The following is a 17,951-nucleotide window of genomic DNA, read 5'->3' on the forward strand; positions in this document are numbered from 1 at the left end:
ATGAAACCATTATTGAACAGCACGCTGATGGCAGGTGCACTTTTATTAAGTCATATCGCCATTGCTGGAGAGGCCATCGAGCAACAGCAAACGGTTGAGGCGAATCCCACAGTAAAAGTAAAAGTGCAGCGAGGTAACGTCAGCTTTAAATCTTGGGACAAAAATGAGATCACCGTAAAAGGTACACTGGACGATCTCAGCGAAGGGTTTGTCTTTTCCGTCAAAGGCAACAAAGTACTCATCGAAGACACCCTGCCGCGTCAATACAGCGGCAGTAACAAGCAGGGCTCCGAGTTAGTGATTACACTGCCTAGTAAACTCAAACTTGAAGCCGAAGGGGTATCGGCAGACTACAGCTTAGGTAATCTAACTGGCGTGCTAGAGATCAGTTCAGTCAGTGGCAATATCAAAGCCAATGCCCTAAGCGACAAAACCTTACTTCAGACAGTATCTGGCGATATTACTACTCGCTCTCTTACAGGTAAGAGTAAGCTGCACACGGTTTCTGGTGACATCAAGGATACCCAAAGCTCCGGCATATTAAGCTATCAAATGGTAAGCGGTGAGCTAACAGCAGATACTCAGGCGACTAAGGTGGAGATTGAATCGGTTTCTGGGGATGCGACTATTGCACTAGGCAGTGTTGATACACTATCAGTCAAGACTGTAAGCGGGGATTTAGAACTCTCACTCGACAGCTTATTAAGCCGTGCCAAGCTCGGCAGTGTTAGTGGCGATATCGAGGTTAAGTTTCTCGGCAATACCGATGTCAGCTTCAATATTAACGGCGGCCCTAGCGGTAAGATCAGCAACAAGTTAACCGGCGATAAAGTCACGAAAGAGAAGTACTCGCCACAAAGCTACCTAAAGTTTCAAACGGGCGATGGTCGTGCAGAGCTGAGCGCTTCTACCATTAGTGGTAAAATTGAGTTATTGAAGTAAGCGATTAAAGTAATACCGGGTCCAATAGATACAAGCTTTACTTCATCACGCAAATAACAAAGGCTGCAACCACTATGCGTTGCAGCCTTTATTTTTTAGAGCTTTGCCAGAAAAGGGGCGCCTAGTCTAACTGGCCGCGGTGCCAATAAAGGAGATAAATTCCTTTGCTGCAGGTGTTAAAGCACGAGACTTTAAATAAACGGCACCATAATCCACACTGATATGAGGCATATCTTTGACGTTTAATAGCACTAACCGCCCAGCTGCTAACTCGTCCTCAATAGTCACTTGAGGCAAAAGACCTATCATATCGCTGTTATAAAGCAGCAATCGTATAGATTGAAACATCTCAAATCTCAGTAGGCCAGAGAAAGCCTGCCGACTTGAATCAAATAGATCGCCAAACTGATTTTCTATTTCATGGGTGGTAGCGCGAGGCAGGGCTATTGGGAAGTCTTTTAACCTCGGAGTATAAAGGTTCGCCTCTCTAACGAGTGGGTGCTCAGGCCTACAACAAAACACACCGTGAGAGTGACAATAGTTAATCACTTCTAAATCATCTCGTTTATCGAAGCCTGTGACTTTAGTTTCAGAAACAAACAGGTCCAACTCCCCTCTAGAAAGCAATTCACTCAACTCACTAACGTCTCTCGTTCGTAACTCAACACTGATCGAAGGAGAGTGTCTTGAAAACTCACTAAGGATCTCACTCAAAATATTACTTGAAGCTAACGTGCCGCCGCCAATAACCAGCTTACCGCTTGATTTACCGCTATTAACTCTAATATCAGACTCAAGCAGGTATACACCACTCAATATCTTATCACTATGCTTTAAGACTAGATCCCCATGAAAGGTTAACTTGACATGCCGTGAGTCACGAGTAAATAACTGCACCCCAAGGTTCTGCTCCATCTTCTGAATACTGCGTGTCAAAGAGGGTTGAGTAATGGCTAACTTATCTGCAGCGACACTGAAGCTCTTACATTCAGCCAGCGCCACAAAGTGTTTTATATGCCTTAACTCCATATACTCACCCAACAAAAATTCGTTAATCTAAATAAACTCAAACGCGTCATTAGCTTCAGCTAATAAATAGATCATACCAGTTGAAGGTTAACCCTCGATTAAGCCAACTTAACCCAGCAGCCCTAACAAACTATTCCAGATATAACATCAACTCAAGCTTTGCCTCGCCAAGGTGTGACAACTTGTATCAATTGTAACCATCCCAGACTTAGGCCATTTCAACGGCATAAAACATCGATATTTCAATACCACAAACTCGATAGCGAAACGTTTTTGCAAACACAGGCGAAGATAACTCAACCAAAAACTGAACATATTCTTCATAAAAAAAACTGAAATACCTATCGGCTATCGCTGCATTCATTCTGACTATTGGCCATAAAAACAACAAACGATTAACAATTGGGTTGCACAAATACAACCAAAAGGCAGAACAATGAAAATAAAAAAAATAAGTCTGATGACCCTAGCGGCGATTTATGCCGCCAGTGCTGGGGCGGCGGCCAGCTCAAGCACTGATGACAATATACGCAGTATCGAGATCACCGATGCGATACTTAAATATAATGAGGATATAAAAAACCGTAAGCAGCGTAATGGCAGTATCGATGCAGCCAGAAACAACATGGGCAAAAACGTTCATCGCGCCATAGCAACATCGACAGATAGTAAGGTTCCGTTTCAATACCAAGCCGGGCTAATCGGTGAACAAACCTACATTGTGGAGCTAAGTGATAAACCCGTCTCTCTATATCGAGGAGGGACTGCACATTATCAAGCAACCTCTCCCACGATGAATAGTGTGCCAGTCATGCTCAATGCTAGATCACACAATAAGCTAGATATACAAAGTAGTGCAGTTAAGAGCTACAGTCGCTACCTCACCGAAAAGCAAGACTCTGTTTTAGCCTTGATATCAGGGCAGGCAGAACTCAAAAACCGTTATACCTTGGCCTTTAACGGCATGGCCGTAAAAATGACGCAAGAGCAAGCGGCAAGACTAGCTCAGGAGCCTGGCGTACGTAATGTTAGTCTAGAAAAGCGCTATGAACTTCATAGTGATACAGGGCCAAAGCATATCGCAGCAGATGGGTTGTGGACTGGCTCTGCCGCGGATGATAAATACAAAGGTGAAGGCATAGTTGTCGGCGTCCTCGATACGGGGATCAATTCAGATCACCCCTCCTTTGCGGCGGTGGCTGGTGACGGTTACATCCATCAAATGCCTGCACGTTATAACCACTATTTAGGCGACTGTGAGAAAGCCGAGTTTGCTAACATGTGTAACGACAAGCTTATCGGTATTCGCTCCTATGAAAGTATCACCGACAGTTACATGGACAGCGCATTCCAGCCCGATCAACCCTCTTGGAATATTACCGACCCCAAACGTCCGCAAAATGGTGAAGACTACAATGGCCATGGTTCTCATACCGCATCGACCGCAGCTGGTAACGAACTGTTTAATGTCGATCATGTCGTCGCCAGCCCAGGTGAAACAGGAGATGGTGTCTCAACCGGCTTGCAATTTGAGCATATTTCAGGGGTGGCCCCAAGAGCGAATATCATCATGTACCAAGTCTGCTATCCAGGTGATGGTAGCTATGGTGATGGCTATGGCGGCTGTCCAGGCTCTGCACTACTTGCAGGTATTGAAGATGCGGTAGCCGATGGTGTTGACGTAATTAACTACTCGATAGGTAGCACCTTTGGTACTTTCCCCTGGGATGACCCTATGGAGCTTGGTTTTCTTGCCGCTCGTGAAGCAGGGATCTCTGTTTCCGCATCGGCGGGTAACTCCTATAGCCCCAAATATGCTAGCCAAGCACGTGGCGCAATTGATCACTTCTCCCCTTGGTTAACCTCTGTCGCAGCCACTACCCACGGGCGAGAGATTAGCGTTGAAGGCAAGATGATTACAGCAGCTACGGGGGGCGACCAGCCTCTTCCAGATCTAGAGGGTGCGGGGATCTCTGGGGAATATACAGGCCCAGTGATAGAAGCCAAAGCCTACGGCAGCGAATATGAAAAGTGTAATGATCCCTTCCCAGAAGGTTTCTTCGACACCGATCCACAAGGCACACCTTTCTCAACAGCCCCAATCGTTGTGTGTAAGCGCGGTGATATCCCCCGTGTGACCAAGGCAACTAATGTTCAATCCGGTGGTGCAGGAGGCTTTATTCTCTGGAATGCGAGTTACGCAGATCCCGTTCATAACGACCCTTACGCAATCCCAGGCATTAACATAGATAACGGTAATTACGCTGGTAACTATGCTAATGGTTATTTTGGACTACAGGATTGGCTAGCCTCAGGAAGCGATCACTCGCTAACGATTACCGCTTCTGAAGTGTTCCTTAGTCAGGGTAATGCCGACTATGTGGCCGATTTCTCATCCCGTGGCCCTAACCTAGAAGCGCCCGATGTCATGTCACCCAACGTAGCTGCACCCGGTGTCGATGTTTATGCCGCATGGGCCGATGAAATGCCCTTTAGCATGTATGGTATGCCAGCCGATTACGCCGCCATTAGCGGTACCTCGATGGCTGCGCCACATGTTGCCGGCGCAATGGCATTGCTGAGTCAATCACATCCTGATTGGACACCCGCTCAGATCCAGTCCGCTCTAATGACGACCGCCTCACTAGAAGGAGTAACCCGTTCACGTGATGGCTACCCATTCGATCCTGTCGATGCAGGTCATAGCGATGCTGGTAGCGGCGTCATTAATGTTTCACGAGCTAATCAAGCTGGATTATTACTCGATGAGACAGCTGAAAATTACCGCGCTGCGAATCCAAATAATGGCGGTAACATCCATACTCTCAACCTGCCTTACTTCTATCATGATAGCTGCCCAGGCACTTGTAGTTGGATGCGGACGGTTACCGCAACCCAAGACGGTACTTGGAGTGTGGATGCCAACCCACTTGAAATCGACGGCGCACCAATGCTAGAGCTCGAGGTTTCGCCAAAGCAATTTACTCTGCAAGCCGGCGAGTCTCAGACAATCAGCTTAAAAGCAAAAGTGTTACAAATTGAAGCTATCGGAGCTAACTCCTCAGTCATTCAGCTATCAGGGGCTGTATCCTTGACACCGAGTAATAGCGCCTTACCTAATCAGCACCTTCCTGTCGGTGTGCGTTATAGCGGCGACACCCTTCCCTCTGAGGTTTCAGGCATTATCCATAGAGAACAAGGGCACACCCTAACGCCAATGCTTAATACCGCAGAGATCCAGTCATTTAATTCGAAAATCTTCGGCCTTAATAAAGGTGAGCGTCACGATGCAGAGCTTCAACGTGCCGAAGTCAGAATGTACTCAGACAGTTTCACACGCCAAGAGATCGAAGATGGTGGTGCTAAAGTCATATTCTTCGATGTGCCAGAAGGGACAAAACGTGTCGTCTGGGAAGTGCTTTCAGCGCCTAAACATGCCTATACCTCTATTGACTTAGGTATGGATGTAAATGGCGACGAAGATATTCAATGGCTAGATGAAGCTCTATGTTATTCATGGACCGATAATGGTGACTTCTGTGCCATCAACAACCCAGTTCCTGGCAGATACTGGGCCATTGCCGCAAACTGGAAGTTTGACTATGAGGATGAAAAAAATCTTGCCGATGAGTTTGCACTAAGCTTAGGCATAGTTGGAGGAGAAGATGACGGCAACCTTAGTGCCGAAGGTCCTGCAACCAACGATGGCTTAACGCCCTATCAAGTCAAGCTCAACTATAACCTCCCAGGAGCCGTTGAAGGCGATACCTACTACGGTGTGGTTGCGATGGGCAGTGACGAGTACAACGCCACAAACTTGGGTGACTTTGCCGTTAAGCTACAACACTTTGGTACGGACACAGAAGTTAGCGCCTCGCAAACTGCCGCTAAAGAAGGGGATATTGTCGACTTTGTGGTTAATTTAGCCCCCAACTTACTGGCAGGAGAAAGGGAGTTTAGTCTAAATGCGAGCTTAAGTGATGGCATGCAACTGATCACAGACTCAGTCAGTGTGGGTGGTGTCGGTAACTATACAGATGGACTCATGGTCGAAGGCAATGACATTAGCGTGAATGCCACTCAACCTTCATCAAGTGACATGCCACGCCACTATGTGTTTACCACTAACCTTAGCGATGCCACCTGTAAGGTACCTTATGGTGACGATGAGACCTTCTATGATCTGCCTATGCAGGGTTTCAATCATATGGGAATTTCAGGCCTGTCGAATCAAACGGTATTCATCCCACTGAGTGAGAGCGGCTTACCCCATGTACCGCTTTACGGTAATCCAGAAGTGTTTGGTCAAGATATTCTCGCGATTTCGCCCTTTGGTTATGTACAGTTTGATCCTATGCCTGACTTCTGGAATATGAATCTGCCGTTCGATGACGATTTCCAAACCTTCCCCGATACCATGGTCGCTCCTCTGTGGCGTGGTGATGTGAGAATGCCCGAGCCAACATTAAACTGGGAGACTTTCCGCTATGAGCATGTCGTTTATGGTGCCATTACAGATAAGCACTATATTTTCCAGTGGGATGGTGGTGAAGAATGGAGCGCATTCTTGAGCGGAAACTCGAACCCGGATCCTGATGCCAAGTTCAATGTGCAAACCATTATTGCAACCGATATCAGCTTCGATGCTGAAACCCCTGAAATTATTTTTGCATACAAGACACTAGAGTCTAACAACGATCACCTCGGCTCTATCGGTCTGCACGGATATTGGGGCGAGCGCGCAAGCATGGGGCCTGCCTTTGGATGGCTTAACGATGGGTTTGCCTACAAAGATGTAAACGAAAAAGTGTCGGCGGGCACGGTTGTCTGCGCCGACTACCGTGGTCCAGAGCAGACAGCTGTATCACTTAAGTTCTCTGCTCGTGTATCGGCATCCGCTATTGGTAACGAAAACTCACTGATAGTCGCAAGCCAATATGCAGACTCGGAGTTACTCACTATCACCCATAACTTGGCTGCGCCAAGTAATATTACACTTGCACCTATAGCTGATATGACAATGGAGGAAAATACCACGCTTGAAGGCATAACCGTGATGTACAACGATGTGAAAGGAACTGCAAACGGCATCATAGTTAGCGGTGAAAATATCACAGCAACGATTAACGGTGACAGCTTTGCTATCACGCCTGACAACGATTGGCATGGCACAACTGAAGTTACCGTTACGGTGCATGATATGGCTTACCCTTCGGATCAAGCGTCAACCCGCTTTATGCTAACGGTAAATTCTGATGGGGTAGAACCTACGCCACCAGCAGAAGAATCGCCAGATGAGCAACCAGAGTCTGATTCAAGCGGTGGTAGCTTAGGCTTCTTAGCGCTAGCCTTACTCGGAGTGCTAGCTGCGGGTCGCAGAAAGTATCACTAAGCTATCGTCACCAAACTGAGATAAGTCAAACAGTGACTTATCTCAGGACAAAACAGCAAATAACAAAAAGGGCTCTATTATCAGAGCCCTTTTTTATCAAAGAGGTAAAAATCTCAAGCTGTTGAGTTTGAAAGCATTAGCTGTAAAAAACGCTTAGCCGCAACACTTGCCTGACTTCGTAACATCACCACACTAAAACACACATCCAACTGTGGCATGTCGACAGGTTTAAAAATATGCAACTCATCCGCCACGGCTTCATCGAATAACGCCACCTGAGGGGTTAGGGCTAACATCTGCGAATGCTGCATGGCCGCCTTAATCGGCGGAAAAGCGTCATAATGTAAAAGCCCTGCAAAATCACTTCGATACTCAAACAAGAGATCACCAAACATATCGACAACGCCTGCGGGTAAATTCCTCGGTATGGCGATGGGGTATTGGCGAATATCCTCTAAACTGAGACTATCACGCTGTGCAAGAGGATGATCTTTTCTGGCACAGAAAACGGCGTTATAGGTGGGTAGGTTAAAACATTGAACTAAGGCTTCGTGGCCTATTTCCTCTCCTCTGACATCTGTCACCAGCAGAGATAATTTTCCTTGAAGCAATTTTACTAAGTTAGCCTGCCAAGTGCCCTCTTCCAATTCAACATGCACATCGGGGTAGCGATCGATAAAGCGACCTATGGCAGGCCCAAGTATGGTGTTTGCAGGAACCGGACTCGTCCCTATCGCAAGGTGGCCACTGCTTTTTCCCTGCAGGTACTGCAACTCTTTTCGCAAGGTGTCGACACCTTGAATGATGCTTTCACTATGATTGAGCACCAGCTCACCCGATGGCGTCAACGACATCGCTTGATGACCACGGATCAACAGCTCTGTCCCAAGCAACCCTTCCAAACGCTGAATACTCCGAGTCAGTGACGGCTGTGCTAAGTTCAGTCTCTGCGCAGCCTTTTGATAATTTCCCTCTCTGGCTAACACAGTAAAATTTTTTAAATGTCTAAATTCAATCAAGACTCATCCGAAAGTCAACTGTTAACAGATTAACAACATACTCATGTTGAAAATAATGGACAAGTAAGCGGCTGTTACAACTTGTATCGACAAACCTAAAAAATACAGACAAACACAAAAAACATAACCCCTTGTTATACCAGCGATAAAGAATATGCCTCCCATATGTGTATACAGAATACGTATCGAAGCATACGTATAACACATTAGCCGTTAACAGCTCGCTACCGTAAAAACAAAGTGCAAAATTAACAACTTTGCAACAACAAACAACAAGGAATGGAACATGAAACTCAAGAAAATTAGCGTAGTCACTATGGCTGCGTTATATGCTACTGGGTTAGGGACGCTAGTCGCGAACCCTCTATCCATAGACACCAGCAATGGTGGTAACAGTGAACTCATCGGCATAAAACTTACACCAGAGCAAATCGAACAATATAAAAACAAGCCAAAACACCCTGGTGTCAATCAAGCAAACCGCCCAGGACAAGTCGGTATGAACGTACATCGTGCAGCTAAAGGCAGTAGCCATAAAGCGCCGTTTGTATGGGAAGATGAAATTGAGGGTGAGCACACTTACATCATTCAGTTGATGGATTCACCTATTGCCTTGTATCAAGGTGAACGACCAGAGTATGCCGCAACCTCTCCACGCAGTCAGCAGCCATCGATGCGCAGCAGTGAACGCTTCGGTACACTCGACGTGAAGAGCCAAGCCGTTAAGAGCTACCGTAACTTCTTGACTGAGACTCAAGACTTAACAGCAAGTAAGATCAAAATGGTTGCCCCACGTGCCGAGATCAAGCGCCGCTTTAATATTGCGCTAAACGGTATGACCATGGCCTTGAGCCAGCATGAAGCCGCTAAAGTTGCCGAAATGCCAGGCGTTAAAGCTGTGACTCGCGCTAAAGAATACAAACTCTTTACCGATGTCGGCCCTAAGCACATTGGCGCAGATATGGTTTGGCAAGGTAGCGGTGTACCCGATGGCGTAGAGATGCGCGGTGAAGGTATCGTTGCCGGTATTATCGATACTGGTATTAACTCAGACCACCCCTCTTTTGCCGCCGTTGCAGGCGATGGTTACGTTCATAGCAATCCACTCGGCGAAGGCAATTTCGTTGGTGACTGTGTTGAATATCCAAACATGTGTAACAGCAAGCTTATCGGTGTACGCTCATACGATATCATTACCGATACCTTTAAAGACCCAGTATTCCAGCCCGATATTCCAGAGTGGGAAGTTGACTACAAACGTGCACCAACCGGTGAAGATTACAACGGTCACGGCTCTCACACTGCGGGAACGGTAGCGGGTAACGTTCTGCACGATGTCGCCTTCCAATTAGCAGGAATGACTGAGAAATCTGATGGTTTCGATACCCCATTAGTCTTCCCAGAGATCTCAGGTGTTGCACCTCGTGCCAACATTATTGCCTATCAAGTCTGTTACCCAGGCGGCGGCTCATTTGGTGAGACCTATGGTGGCTGTCCAGGTGATGCACTGGTGGCAGCGATTGAAGACGCCATCGTCGATGGTGTTGACGTGATCAACTTCTCAATCGGTGGCCTCGAGAGTTTACCTTGGTACGATGCCATTGAAATGGCATTTCTATCGGCACGTGAAGCCGGGATCTCCGTTGCAGCCTCTGCGGGTAACTGGGGCCAATATGGCCCATCTTATATCGACCACGTATCTCCTTGGTTAACCTCTGTTGCTGCAAGTACCCACGGCCGTCAAATTGAGCCTGTTGCGGGTCGCATCAGCGACTATGTGGGTGCCAATGCGCCTGAGGATATCGAAGGTTACGGGATCACAGGTGACTTTACCGGTAACTTAGTCGATGCAGCAGATTTTGGCGATGAACTGTGTTTAGAGCCATTTGCAGAAGGCACCTTTGAAAGTGACGATATTGTCCTATGTAAGCGTGGTGATATTGCCCGCGTACAAAAAGGCGTTAACGTTGCCGAAGGCGGCGCTGGCGGTGTAATCCTTTATAACGCTATCTCTTGGGATGATGGTCGAGGCGGTAATAGCCTTAACTTAAACCCATTCCCAATCCCAGGTATGCACATCGATATGGCATCTGGTAATGCGCTTGTGGACTGGGTAGCAAACTCAGAGACAGCACCCCAGCTCAGTATCTACGCATCTGAAATCACCACCACAGAACGTGAAGCCGATATCTTAGCTAACTTCTCATCTCGTGGACCAAGCACAACCAACCCAAATACTATGGTGCCTAACGTATCTGCGCCGGGTGTCGATGTTTTTGCCGCCTACTCAGATGAAATGCCATTTAGCCTGTACCCAGCACCAAGCGATTATGTTGCAATCAGCGGTACCTCGATGTCAGGTCCTCATGTTGCGGGTGCACTGGCCTTGCTAACACAGGCGCATCCTCAGTGGACGCCAGCGATGATCCAGTCGGCATTGATGATGACGGCACAATCAGGCAAAGCCTATAACAACGATTATCCACCAACACTTGAAACGGCAAGCTTCCATCAAATGGGCAGTGGCGTCATCAATGTGGCTAGAGCGGTAAAAGCGGGTCTAGTCATGGATGAAAATGGTGACAACTACCGCGCAGCTAACCCTATGGAAGGTGGCGATGTCACTGCGCTAAACGTCCCTTATCTTGTCAATGCTGAGTGTAAAAGCACTTGTACTTGGATGCGTACCTTTACCGCGACACAAGATGGTGAGTGGACTGTTGATTCTGAAGTACTAGACATGGATGGTGCGCCGTTCTTAGAGCTAGATGTTTATCCAAAGACCTTTACCGTTAAAGCCGGTGAAACCCAAAGTATCATGGTAACCGCCAAAGTGCTGGATGTGACTTCGGTTAACGCCAGCTCAGCGAACTTAGACCTGTTTGGTAAGGTTCACCTAACCCCTGCAGATAAAGCGGTGCCAAACCAGTACCTACCGGTTATTGCAAGCTTTAGCGGTTCAACACTTCCTGAAATCGTATCGGGTCTTATCCACCGTGATAACGGTACCTTGTTGACGCCTGAGCTAATGACAAAAGAAATTGCAGAGCTCAATGTTAAAGTTCACGGCTTAACTGCCGGTGATGTGGTTGAAAGCCAGCTAAGCGCGGCTTATGTTGACTTTGAAGATCCTGAAACCATGCAAGACAACCCAGGGATCAAGGTGCACTTCTTTGACGTACCAGAAGGCACTGCACGTATTGTTTGGGAGCAGGTATCAGAAGATAAAGCGGCAGCGTCATCACTCGATATCGGTATGGACCTTAATGAAAACGGTCTAGTTGAATGGTATGACGAGGCGATCTGTTACTCATTTACCGATGTACAAGACTACTGTGCCATTAACAATCCTATGCCAGGCCGTTATTGGGCGATGCTAGGTAACTTTAAACGCCCTTGGGGTGATGAAGAAGATACGCTAGATACCATCACCACCAGTTTAGCGGTGATCCCAAGTGTAGATAGTGGCAACCTAAGCGTGACAGGTCCACAAACCACTAACGGTTTAGAGCCATACAACTTAGCGATGAACTGGTCTCTAGCAGACGCTGCAAAAGGCGATCGTTTCTATGGCTTGGTTGAAGTCGGTAATAGCGCAGACAACGTAGGCAACCTAGGTAAAATGGCGCTCAATTTAGTTCATGCTGGTGACGATGTGATGATTAACACCAGCCAGCAGCAAGCTAAAGAGGGTGATATTGTTCAAGTGAATGTTCAGATGGCACCTAACATGGTTGGCCTAGAGCGTGATGTGAACATGCAGCTCAACCTGCCTGAAGGTTTACAGTTGATTAGCGATTCAGTCACGGCAAGCAGCAGCAACCAAGACTTAGCCGATGCGTTGACCGTTGAAGGCAATCAAATCAGTCTTGCTACCATGCAGCAAGCCAGTAATGCACAGGCACGTGAGTATCAGTTCACTACCAGTGAAGACGACATGACTTGTCGCGTTCCTGTAGGTTCAAACCCTTACTACCTAGACTTGTATGGCGAAGCCTACATCGAGCCTGAGTTTGCCATTGGTGGCCGCGCGAATGAAACCCTTACAGTGCCATTAAGCATCTTTGGTGTCGATAGGATCCCACTGTACAACAACAATCCTGACTACATGGAGAAAGACACACTGACTATCTCGCCAGCAGGCTTCATTCAGCTTGATAGCATGCCGCTATTCTGGCCTCTGCACTTCCCTATGGATGAGCAGTTCTTCCCAGATACTGTGATTGCACCGCTTTGGCGTGGTGATGGATTTATGCTACCAGGCTTCGATATGGATACTGAAGCATATGATGGAGTGTCGCTAGCATCGACCACAGATGGCCGCTACTTAATCGTTGAGTGGGACAACATGCGCCAAGAGTTTGCCTTTGGTGTTAACTTTGACCCGGACTACGATGCACGCTATAGCTTTGAGCTTATCGCATCAACAGAGCTGAACTTCTCGGCAGGTGAGCATGAGTTTATCTTCGCTTACGATAAGTTTACTGGTAAGAAGTCACACTTAGGTTCAATCGGCCTGCATGGCTTCCATGGTCCTCGCGGTACCTTTGGTCCAGCATATGGTTACACAGGTGACGGTTATGCCTTCAACGACGTTGATGAGAAGGTCTCTGAAGGTCTAGTGGTTTGTGCTAACTACTTTGGCCCTGAGCAATCGGCGATTGAAGTGTCATTCTCTGCACGTGTTGCCGCAGCAGGTGTCGGTCAAGATCTACAGATCTCAGTAGACAGTGATTACACAGGTAGCGACAGCATCACCACAACATCAGTACTGAAAGTACCTTCAAACCTTGCGATTGGTGCACTAAGCGACATGAGTGTTGATGAGAATGAAAGCATCAGCTTTGAAGTGATGGTTCAGGATAAAGAAAACACGGCCAACGGCATTCAAGTGTCTGCAGAGCATGTGACTGCAACAGTTGAAGGCAACATGGTAACGCTGACTCCTGAAGCGGATTGGCATGGCGACACCACGGTAACCGTAACGGCCCATGACTTAGCCTACCCTAATGACGCAGTGCAAACTAGCTTCACACTCACGGTTAATTCAGATGGCACAGAGCCGACTCCACCACCAGCAGAAGAAGTCCCAGAGGTTGACGAGCAAGATAGTGACTCTAGCGGTGGTAGCTTAGGCTTCCTAGGTCTTGCACTACTAGGCTTATTCGCAGCAGGTCGTAGAAAGCTTCACTAAAATTGCAGTAAGGAGCAAACGCTTTAACGAGCATTGAGGTTAAGTCACTGCTCCAACTGTTTTCACAACACTTAACCTTGTTTTTGGGCCCTCATATGAGGGCCCTTTTTTTGCAGTAAATAAATCTGCATGACTTTATTTAACTGATTTACTTAACAGAATTAATTTCAGCATCGGTTAAATAACGCCATTCACCCAGCTCAAGTGCGGGATCTAATTCAATCGCGCCAACACTTTCACGGTGCAACTTAGTCACCTTGTTGCCAACGGCGGCCAGCATACGCTTAACTTGATGATACTTACCTTCAGTAATGGTCAAACGCGCTTGGTTCGAGCCTAAAATCTCAAGCTCTGCTGGTTTGGTCAAACCATCTTCATTATTGAGCTGTAGACCATCGGCAAATTGCTGCACTAGATCTTCTGTTAATGGCTCAGCCGTTTCTAACAAGTAGCGCTTACCACACTCTTTCTTTGGCGAAGTGATTTTATGCGACCACTGACCATCTGTGGTGATCAACACCAGACCTGTGGTGTCGGCATCTAAACGACCAGCAATATGTAAGTCTTCAGGACGGATCACATCTAATAAACTAATAACCGATTGATACTCTTCATCAATGGTTGAACAGATGGTATCAACAGGCTTGTTTAGCATGATAAAACGCGGACCTATGATGGTTAACAGCTCCCCCTCTAGGCGGATCTCATGCTCATCGGTTACCTTAAAGCCCGAGTTTTTAACGACTTCGCCATTGCAAGTGACATCGCCACGGTGCAAGGCTTTCTTGGCAGAAACGCGAGAGTGTGAAGTTGACTCACAAATAAATTTATCTAAACGCACAGTAAAAACTCAGCTGATATAACCATAATGGCCGACATTATGAGGCCAGCGCAGCCAAAGGGCAAAGTTTTGCTTGAACAAGCGACAATCTCAGGCGTATCGTTATGGCGAGTTTTTGTAGAGATGCGATATGAATCAATCACCTATTACAGAGCAAGTGGCAAAAAGTGCATTAGAGGCCAAAGCGCAGCAGATTGATGAATTTGCCAAAATGATCGCTGGCAGCCGCTATCAATGCCTAGATCCACAACTCAATCAATTCTGGCATCAGCAGCAAGTGCGCAACCAACAGATGAATATCAACGGCCAAATCGATTATGAGTTGCTGCCCCATGTCGCTAAAAGCGCTGTTATTGTGCAACCTTTTAACGTGAGTTATGGCATCAATATCAAGCTAGGCGAAAAAGCCTTTATTAATGCCAACTCAACTTTGTATGACAATGCAACGATTAATATAGGCTCGCAAACCATGCTTGGGCCAAACGTACAGATCTACACAGCAAGTCATCCACTGGATGCCGATGAGCGCTGCCGAGGCATAGAAACCGCCAAAGCCGTGACAATCGGTAACCGAGCTTGGATAGGCGGTGGCGCCATCATTTTACCCGGCGTCACCATTGGCGATGAAGCAGTGATAGCAGCAGGCTCAGTAGTCACTAAGGATGTTAGCGCAAGACAAGTGGTAGCAGGCAATCCTGCCAAAGTGATAAAAAGCCTATAGTCGATGTCACTTTTAACTAAAGATTGCTCACTTTTTAGTTTAGGAAACCTTTTCTTACACATGAAAGGGGAAATATACAGATAAGTTTACGCACCAGACTTGTTCACAGCACATTAAAAACCTTAACATGCGTATCTCAATGTAATTTATGCGTTCTCTATATCAGCCTAGGTATAAAGTATAAATACGCTAATTGAATTTTAAGAAAAACAACTCGCTCGACTCAAAAGCAAGAATAAATTGACGATATAGATTAAGGAAGAAAAATGAAAAAAGTACTCGTTGGGGGCTTATGCGCTTCCCTTATCGTTGGCCTCAGTGCATGTAACAGCGAACCGAATGACGTAAAACAGCCTGACACAGACAAAACCGAAGCCGCCGTTGCCGTTGAAAAAGCACTAACCTCAGGTATCGACTTTGCTAATTTCGACAAATCAGTTCGTCCACAAGATGACTTCTACTCTTATGTGAACGGCACTTGGGTTAAAGACACGGTTATTCCTGGCGATCGCACCAGCACAGGTGCATTTTACGATCTACGTGAAAAATCACGAGACGACGTTAAAGCCATTATCGAAGAAGTGGCTGCCACGCCAAATCTAAAGGCTGGAAGCGATGAGCAGAAGGTGGCCGACCTATACAACTCATTCATGGATGTTGACACCCTCAACAAGTTGGGCGTAACACCGATCCAGAGCGAGCTCGAACGCGTTAATGCGATTAATTCTAAAGATGATCTAGTAACTTACTTCGCTCGCAGCCAAATTATCGGCAGCGGCACGCCTATGGCGTTTTACATCAATGTCGATGCCAAAGATTCAAGCCGCTATGCAACCCATATCTGGCAATACGGCCTAAGCCTGCCTGAAAAAGACTACTACCTGAACCAAGATGAGCGCTTCGTTAATATTCGTAAGGCCTATGTTGAGCACATCGAAAAGATGTACACCTTAGCAGGCCTGCCGAATCCAAAAGCCAGCGCAGAAGCGATTCTGGCATTGGAAACTGAGATTGCTAAAAAGCACTGGGACGTAGTGGAAACTCGCGACAGCACTAAGACTTACAACAAGTACCAAGTGAAAGATTTACCCACACTGGCACCAGACATTAACTGGGACGGTTACCTAGCCACGCTTGGCGCCGACAAGCAAGCCGACATCATCATCAACCAGCCTAGCTATATTCAAGGGCTCAACGAGGTCATAAAAGATACCGACCTTGCGACCTGGAAAACCTACATGCAGTGGCAAGTACTGACTCATGCAGCTAGCAGCCTAAGTGAAGAGCTGGATAACGAAAACTTCGAGTTTTTTGCCAAGACACTAAACGGCCAACAAGAGCAGCAGCCACGTTGGAAGCGCGGCGTATCGACGGTAAACGGACTCTTGGGTGAAGTCGTTGGTAAGGTGTACGTTAAGCGTCACTTCAAACCTGAAGCCAAAGAGCGCATGCAGGTACTGGTTGAAAACCTACGTGGTGCCTATGGCGATAGCATCGACTCACTAGAGTGGATGAGCGCAGACACTAAAGTCGCGGCCAAAGATAAGCTTGCCAAGTTTGATCCAAAGATTGGTTATCCTGATCGCTGGGAAGACTACAGCAAACTCAGCATCAAAGCCGATGACCTATATGGTAACAACCTACGCGCAAGCGAACTTAGCCATGCAAAAGAGTTGGAAAAGCTCGGGAGCCCAATCCGTAAGTGGGAATGGCACATGACGCCACAAACCGTAAACGCTTACTACAACCCAACCATGAATGAGATCGTGTTCCCTGCAGCAATTTTACAGCCACCATTCTTTAATATGGCCGCTGACGATGCCGTAAACTATGGCGGTATTGGTGCGGTGATCGGCCACGAAATGGGCCATGGCTTTGACGACCAAGGCGCGAAGTTTGATGGCGAAGGTAACATGCGTGACTGGTGGACAGAACAAGACTTAACCGAGTTTGCCGCACGTGGTAAAGCATTAGTCGACCAATACAACGACTACGCCGTATTTGATGACCTCAACGTAAACGGTGAGCTAACTCTTGGCGAAAACATTGGCGACCTTTCTGGTGTCACTATTGCCTACCGTGCGTATAAGAAGTCACTTAACGGTAAAGAGGCGCCAGTTATCGACGGCCTAACGGGCGATCAACGTTTCTTCATCGGATTCACTCAGATCTGGCGTGCAAAGATCAAGGAAGAGTCTATGCGTAACCGCGTAGCTACCGATCCACACTCTCCTGCAGAGTTCCGTGCAGTTGGTGCGTTATCAAACATGCCTGAGTTCTACAGCACTTACGATGTAAAACCTGGCGATGCCATGTACATCGCACCAGAGAAGCGCGTAAAGATCTGGTAATCAGGTTTTATAAACAGCAGGTTCTAGGTTCTAGGTTCTAGGAAATGCAAAGAAAGGTCCTAGGAAAAGCCAAGACGGAAAGCTGGGAAAGCTAAAATGGTTAGAACCGAACGGCCTGCGGCCTAGGGAACGTGACGGTGTCACTTACGGAACGCTTCGCTGACGGAAAGGCGAAGAAAGGTCCTAGGAAAAGCAAAGACGATGAAAGCCAAGACGGGTAAAGCCGGTTAAAAGCAGGACAAGCGGTGTTTGTTGTAGGTCGGGCTTTAGCCCGTCTAACTTTTGCTTTTCCTCGTAGGGCGAAGCCCGTTCTAGAAGCGCAGCGTCCTAGAGTCTAGTTCCTTAAAATTAAAAATCTAAAAAGCCGTTGATGTCTCATTTCATCAACGGCTTTTTGTTTATTACAGTCCTTCACACGCTACAGCTCACACTATGAACAAATGTTAATTTGTCATTCAGCCT

The 17,951-nt window shown here is 47.1% G+C and carries 8 protein-coding genes; 5 read left to right on the plus strand and 3 right to left on the minus strand.

The window, feature by feature from the left end:
* The gene (locus L1D44_RS12145; RefSeq protein WP_239890974.1) at positions 1-942 is read left to right on the plus strand and encodes a DUF4097 family beta strand repeat-containing protein; all 942 of its coding nucleotides are present in this window, start codon (positions 1-3) and stop codon (positions 940-942) included.
* Between the two features lie 126 nt (positions 943-1,068).
* Here the strand turns inward: L1D44_RS12145 and L1D44_RS12150 are convergent, their stop codons facing one another.
* Positions 1,069-1,971: a LysR family transcriptional regulator gene (locus tag L1D44_RS12150; protein ID WP_239890976.1), complete on the minus strand. Its 903-nt coding sequence runs from the start codon at positions 1,969-1,971 to the stop codon at positions 1,069-1,071.
* Positions 1,972-2,407: 436 nt separating this feature from the next.
* On the opposite strand from L1D44_RS12150, the gene L1D44_RS12155 reads away from it, so the two are divergent.
* Entirely contained in the window at positions 2,408-7,363 is a 4,956-nt protein-coding gene (locus L1D44_RS12155; protein WP_239890977.1) for a S8 family serine peptidase, read from the plus strand.
* A gap of 113 nt (positions 7,364-7,476) precedes the next feature.
* Here L1D44_RS12155 and L1D44_RS12160 read toward each other — a convergent pair whose 3' ends face one another.
* Positions 7,477-8,382: a LysR family transcriptional regulator gene (locus L1D44_RS12160; RefSeq protein WP_239890979.1), complete on the minus strand. Its 906-nt coding sequence runs from the start codon at positions 8,380-8,382 to the stop codon at positions 7,477-7,479.
* A gap of 286 nt (positions 8,383-8,668) precedes the next feature.
* Between L1D44_RS12160 and L1D44_RS21770 the strand changes: the two genes are divergently transcribed.
* On the plus strand, positions 8,669-13,576 hold the full coding sequence (locus L1D44_RS21770) for a S8 family peptidase (protein WP_275660471.1): 4,908 nt from the start codon (positions 8,669-8,671) through the stop codon (positions 13,574-13,576).
* A gap of 148 nt (positions 13,577-13,724) precedes the next feature.
* On the opposite strand, the gene rsuA is transcribed toward L1D44_RS21770, so the two are convergent.
* Complete coding sequence (gene rsuA / locus L1D44_RS12175) at positions 13,725-14,417, minus strand: 16S rRNA pseudouridine(516) synthase RsuA (RefSeq protein ID WP_239890981.1); 693 nt, start codon at positions 14,415-14,417, stop codon at positions 13,725-13,727.
* A 193-nt stretch (positions 14,418-14,610) separates the two neighbouring features.
* On the opposite strand from rsuA, the gene L1D44_RS12180 reads away from it, so the two are divergent.
* Together L1D44_RS12180 and L1D44_RS12185 are read left to right on the plus strand one after the other, a co-directional pair.
* On the plus strand, positions 14,611-15,138 hold the full coding sequence (locus tag L1D44_RS12180; RefSeq protein ID WP_239891074.1) for a sugar O-acetyltransferase: 528 nt from the start codon (positions 14,611-14,613) through the stop codon (positions 15,136-15,138).
* Positions 15,139-15,404: 266 nt separating this feature from the next.
* Positions 15,405-17,489 (plus strand): M13-type metalloendopeptidase, encoded by a 2,085-nt coding sequence (locus tag L1D44_RS12185; RefSeq protein WP_239890982.1) that lies wholly within the window; start codon positions 15,405-15,407, stop codon positions 17,487-17,489.
* Positions 17,490-17,951 lie beyond the last annotated feature (462 nt).

It is taken from the genome of Shewanella sp. Isolate13, from assembly GCF_022398325.1.
Classification (GTDB): Bacteria; Pseudomonadota; Gammaproteobacteria; order Enterobacterales; family Shewanellaceae; genus Shewanella.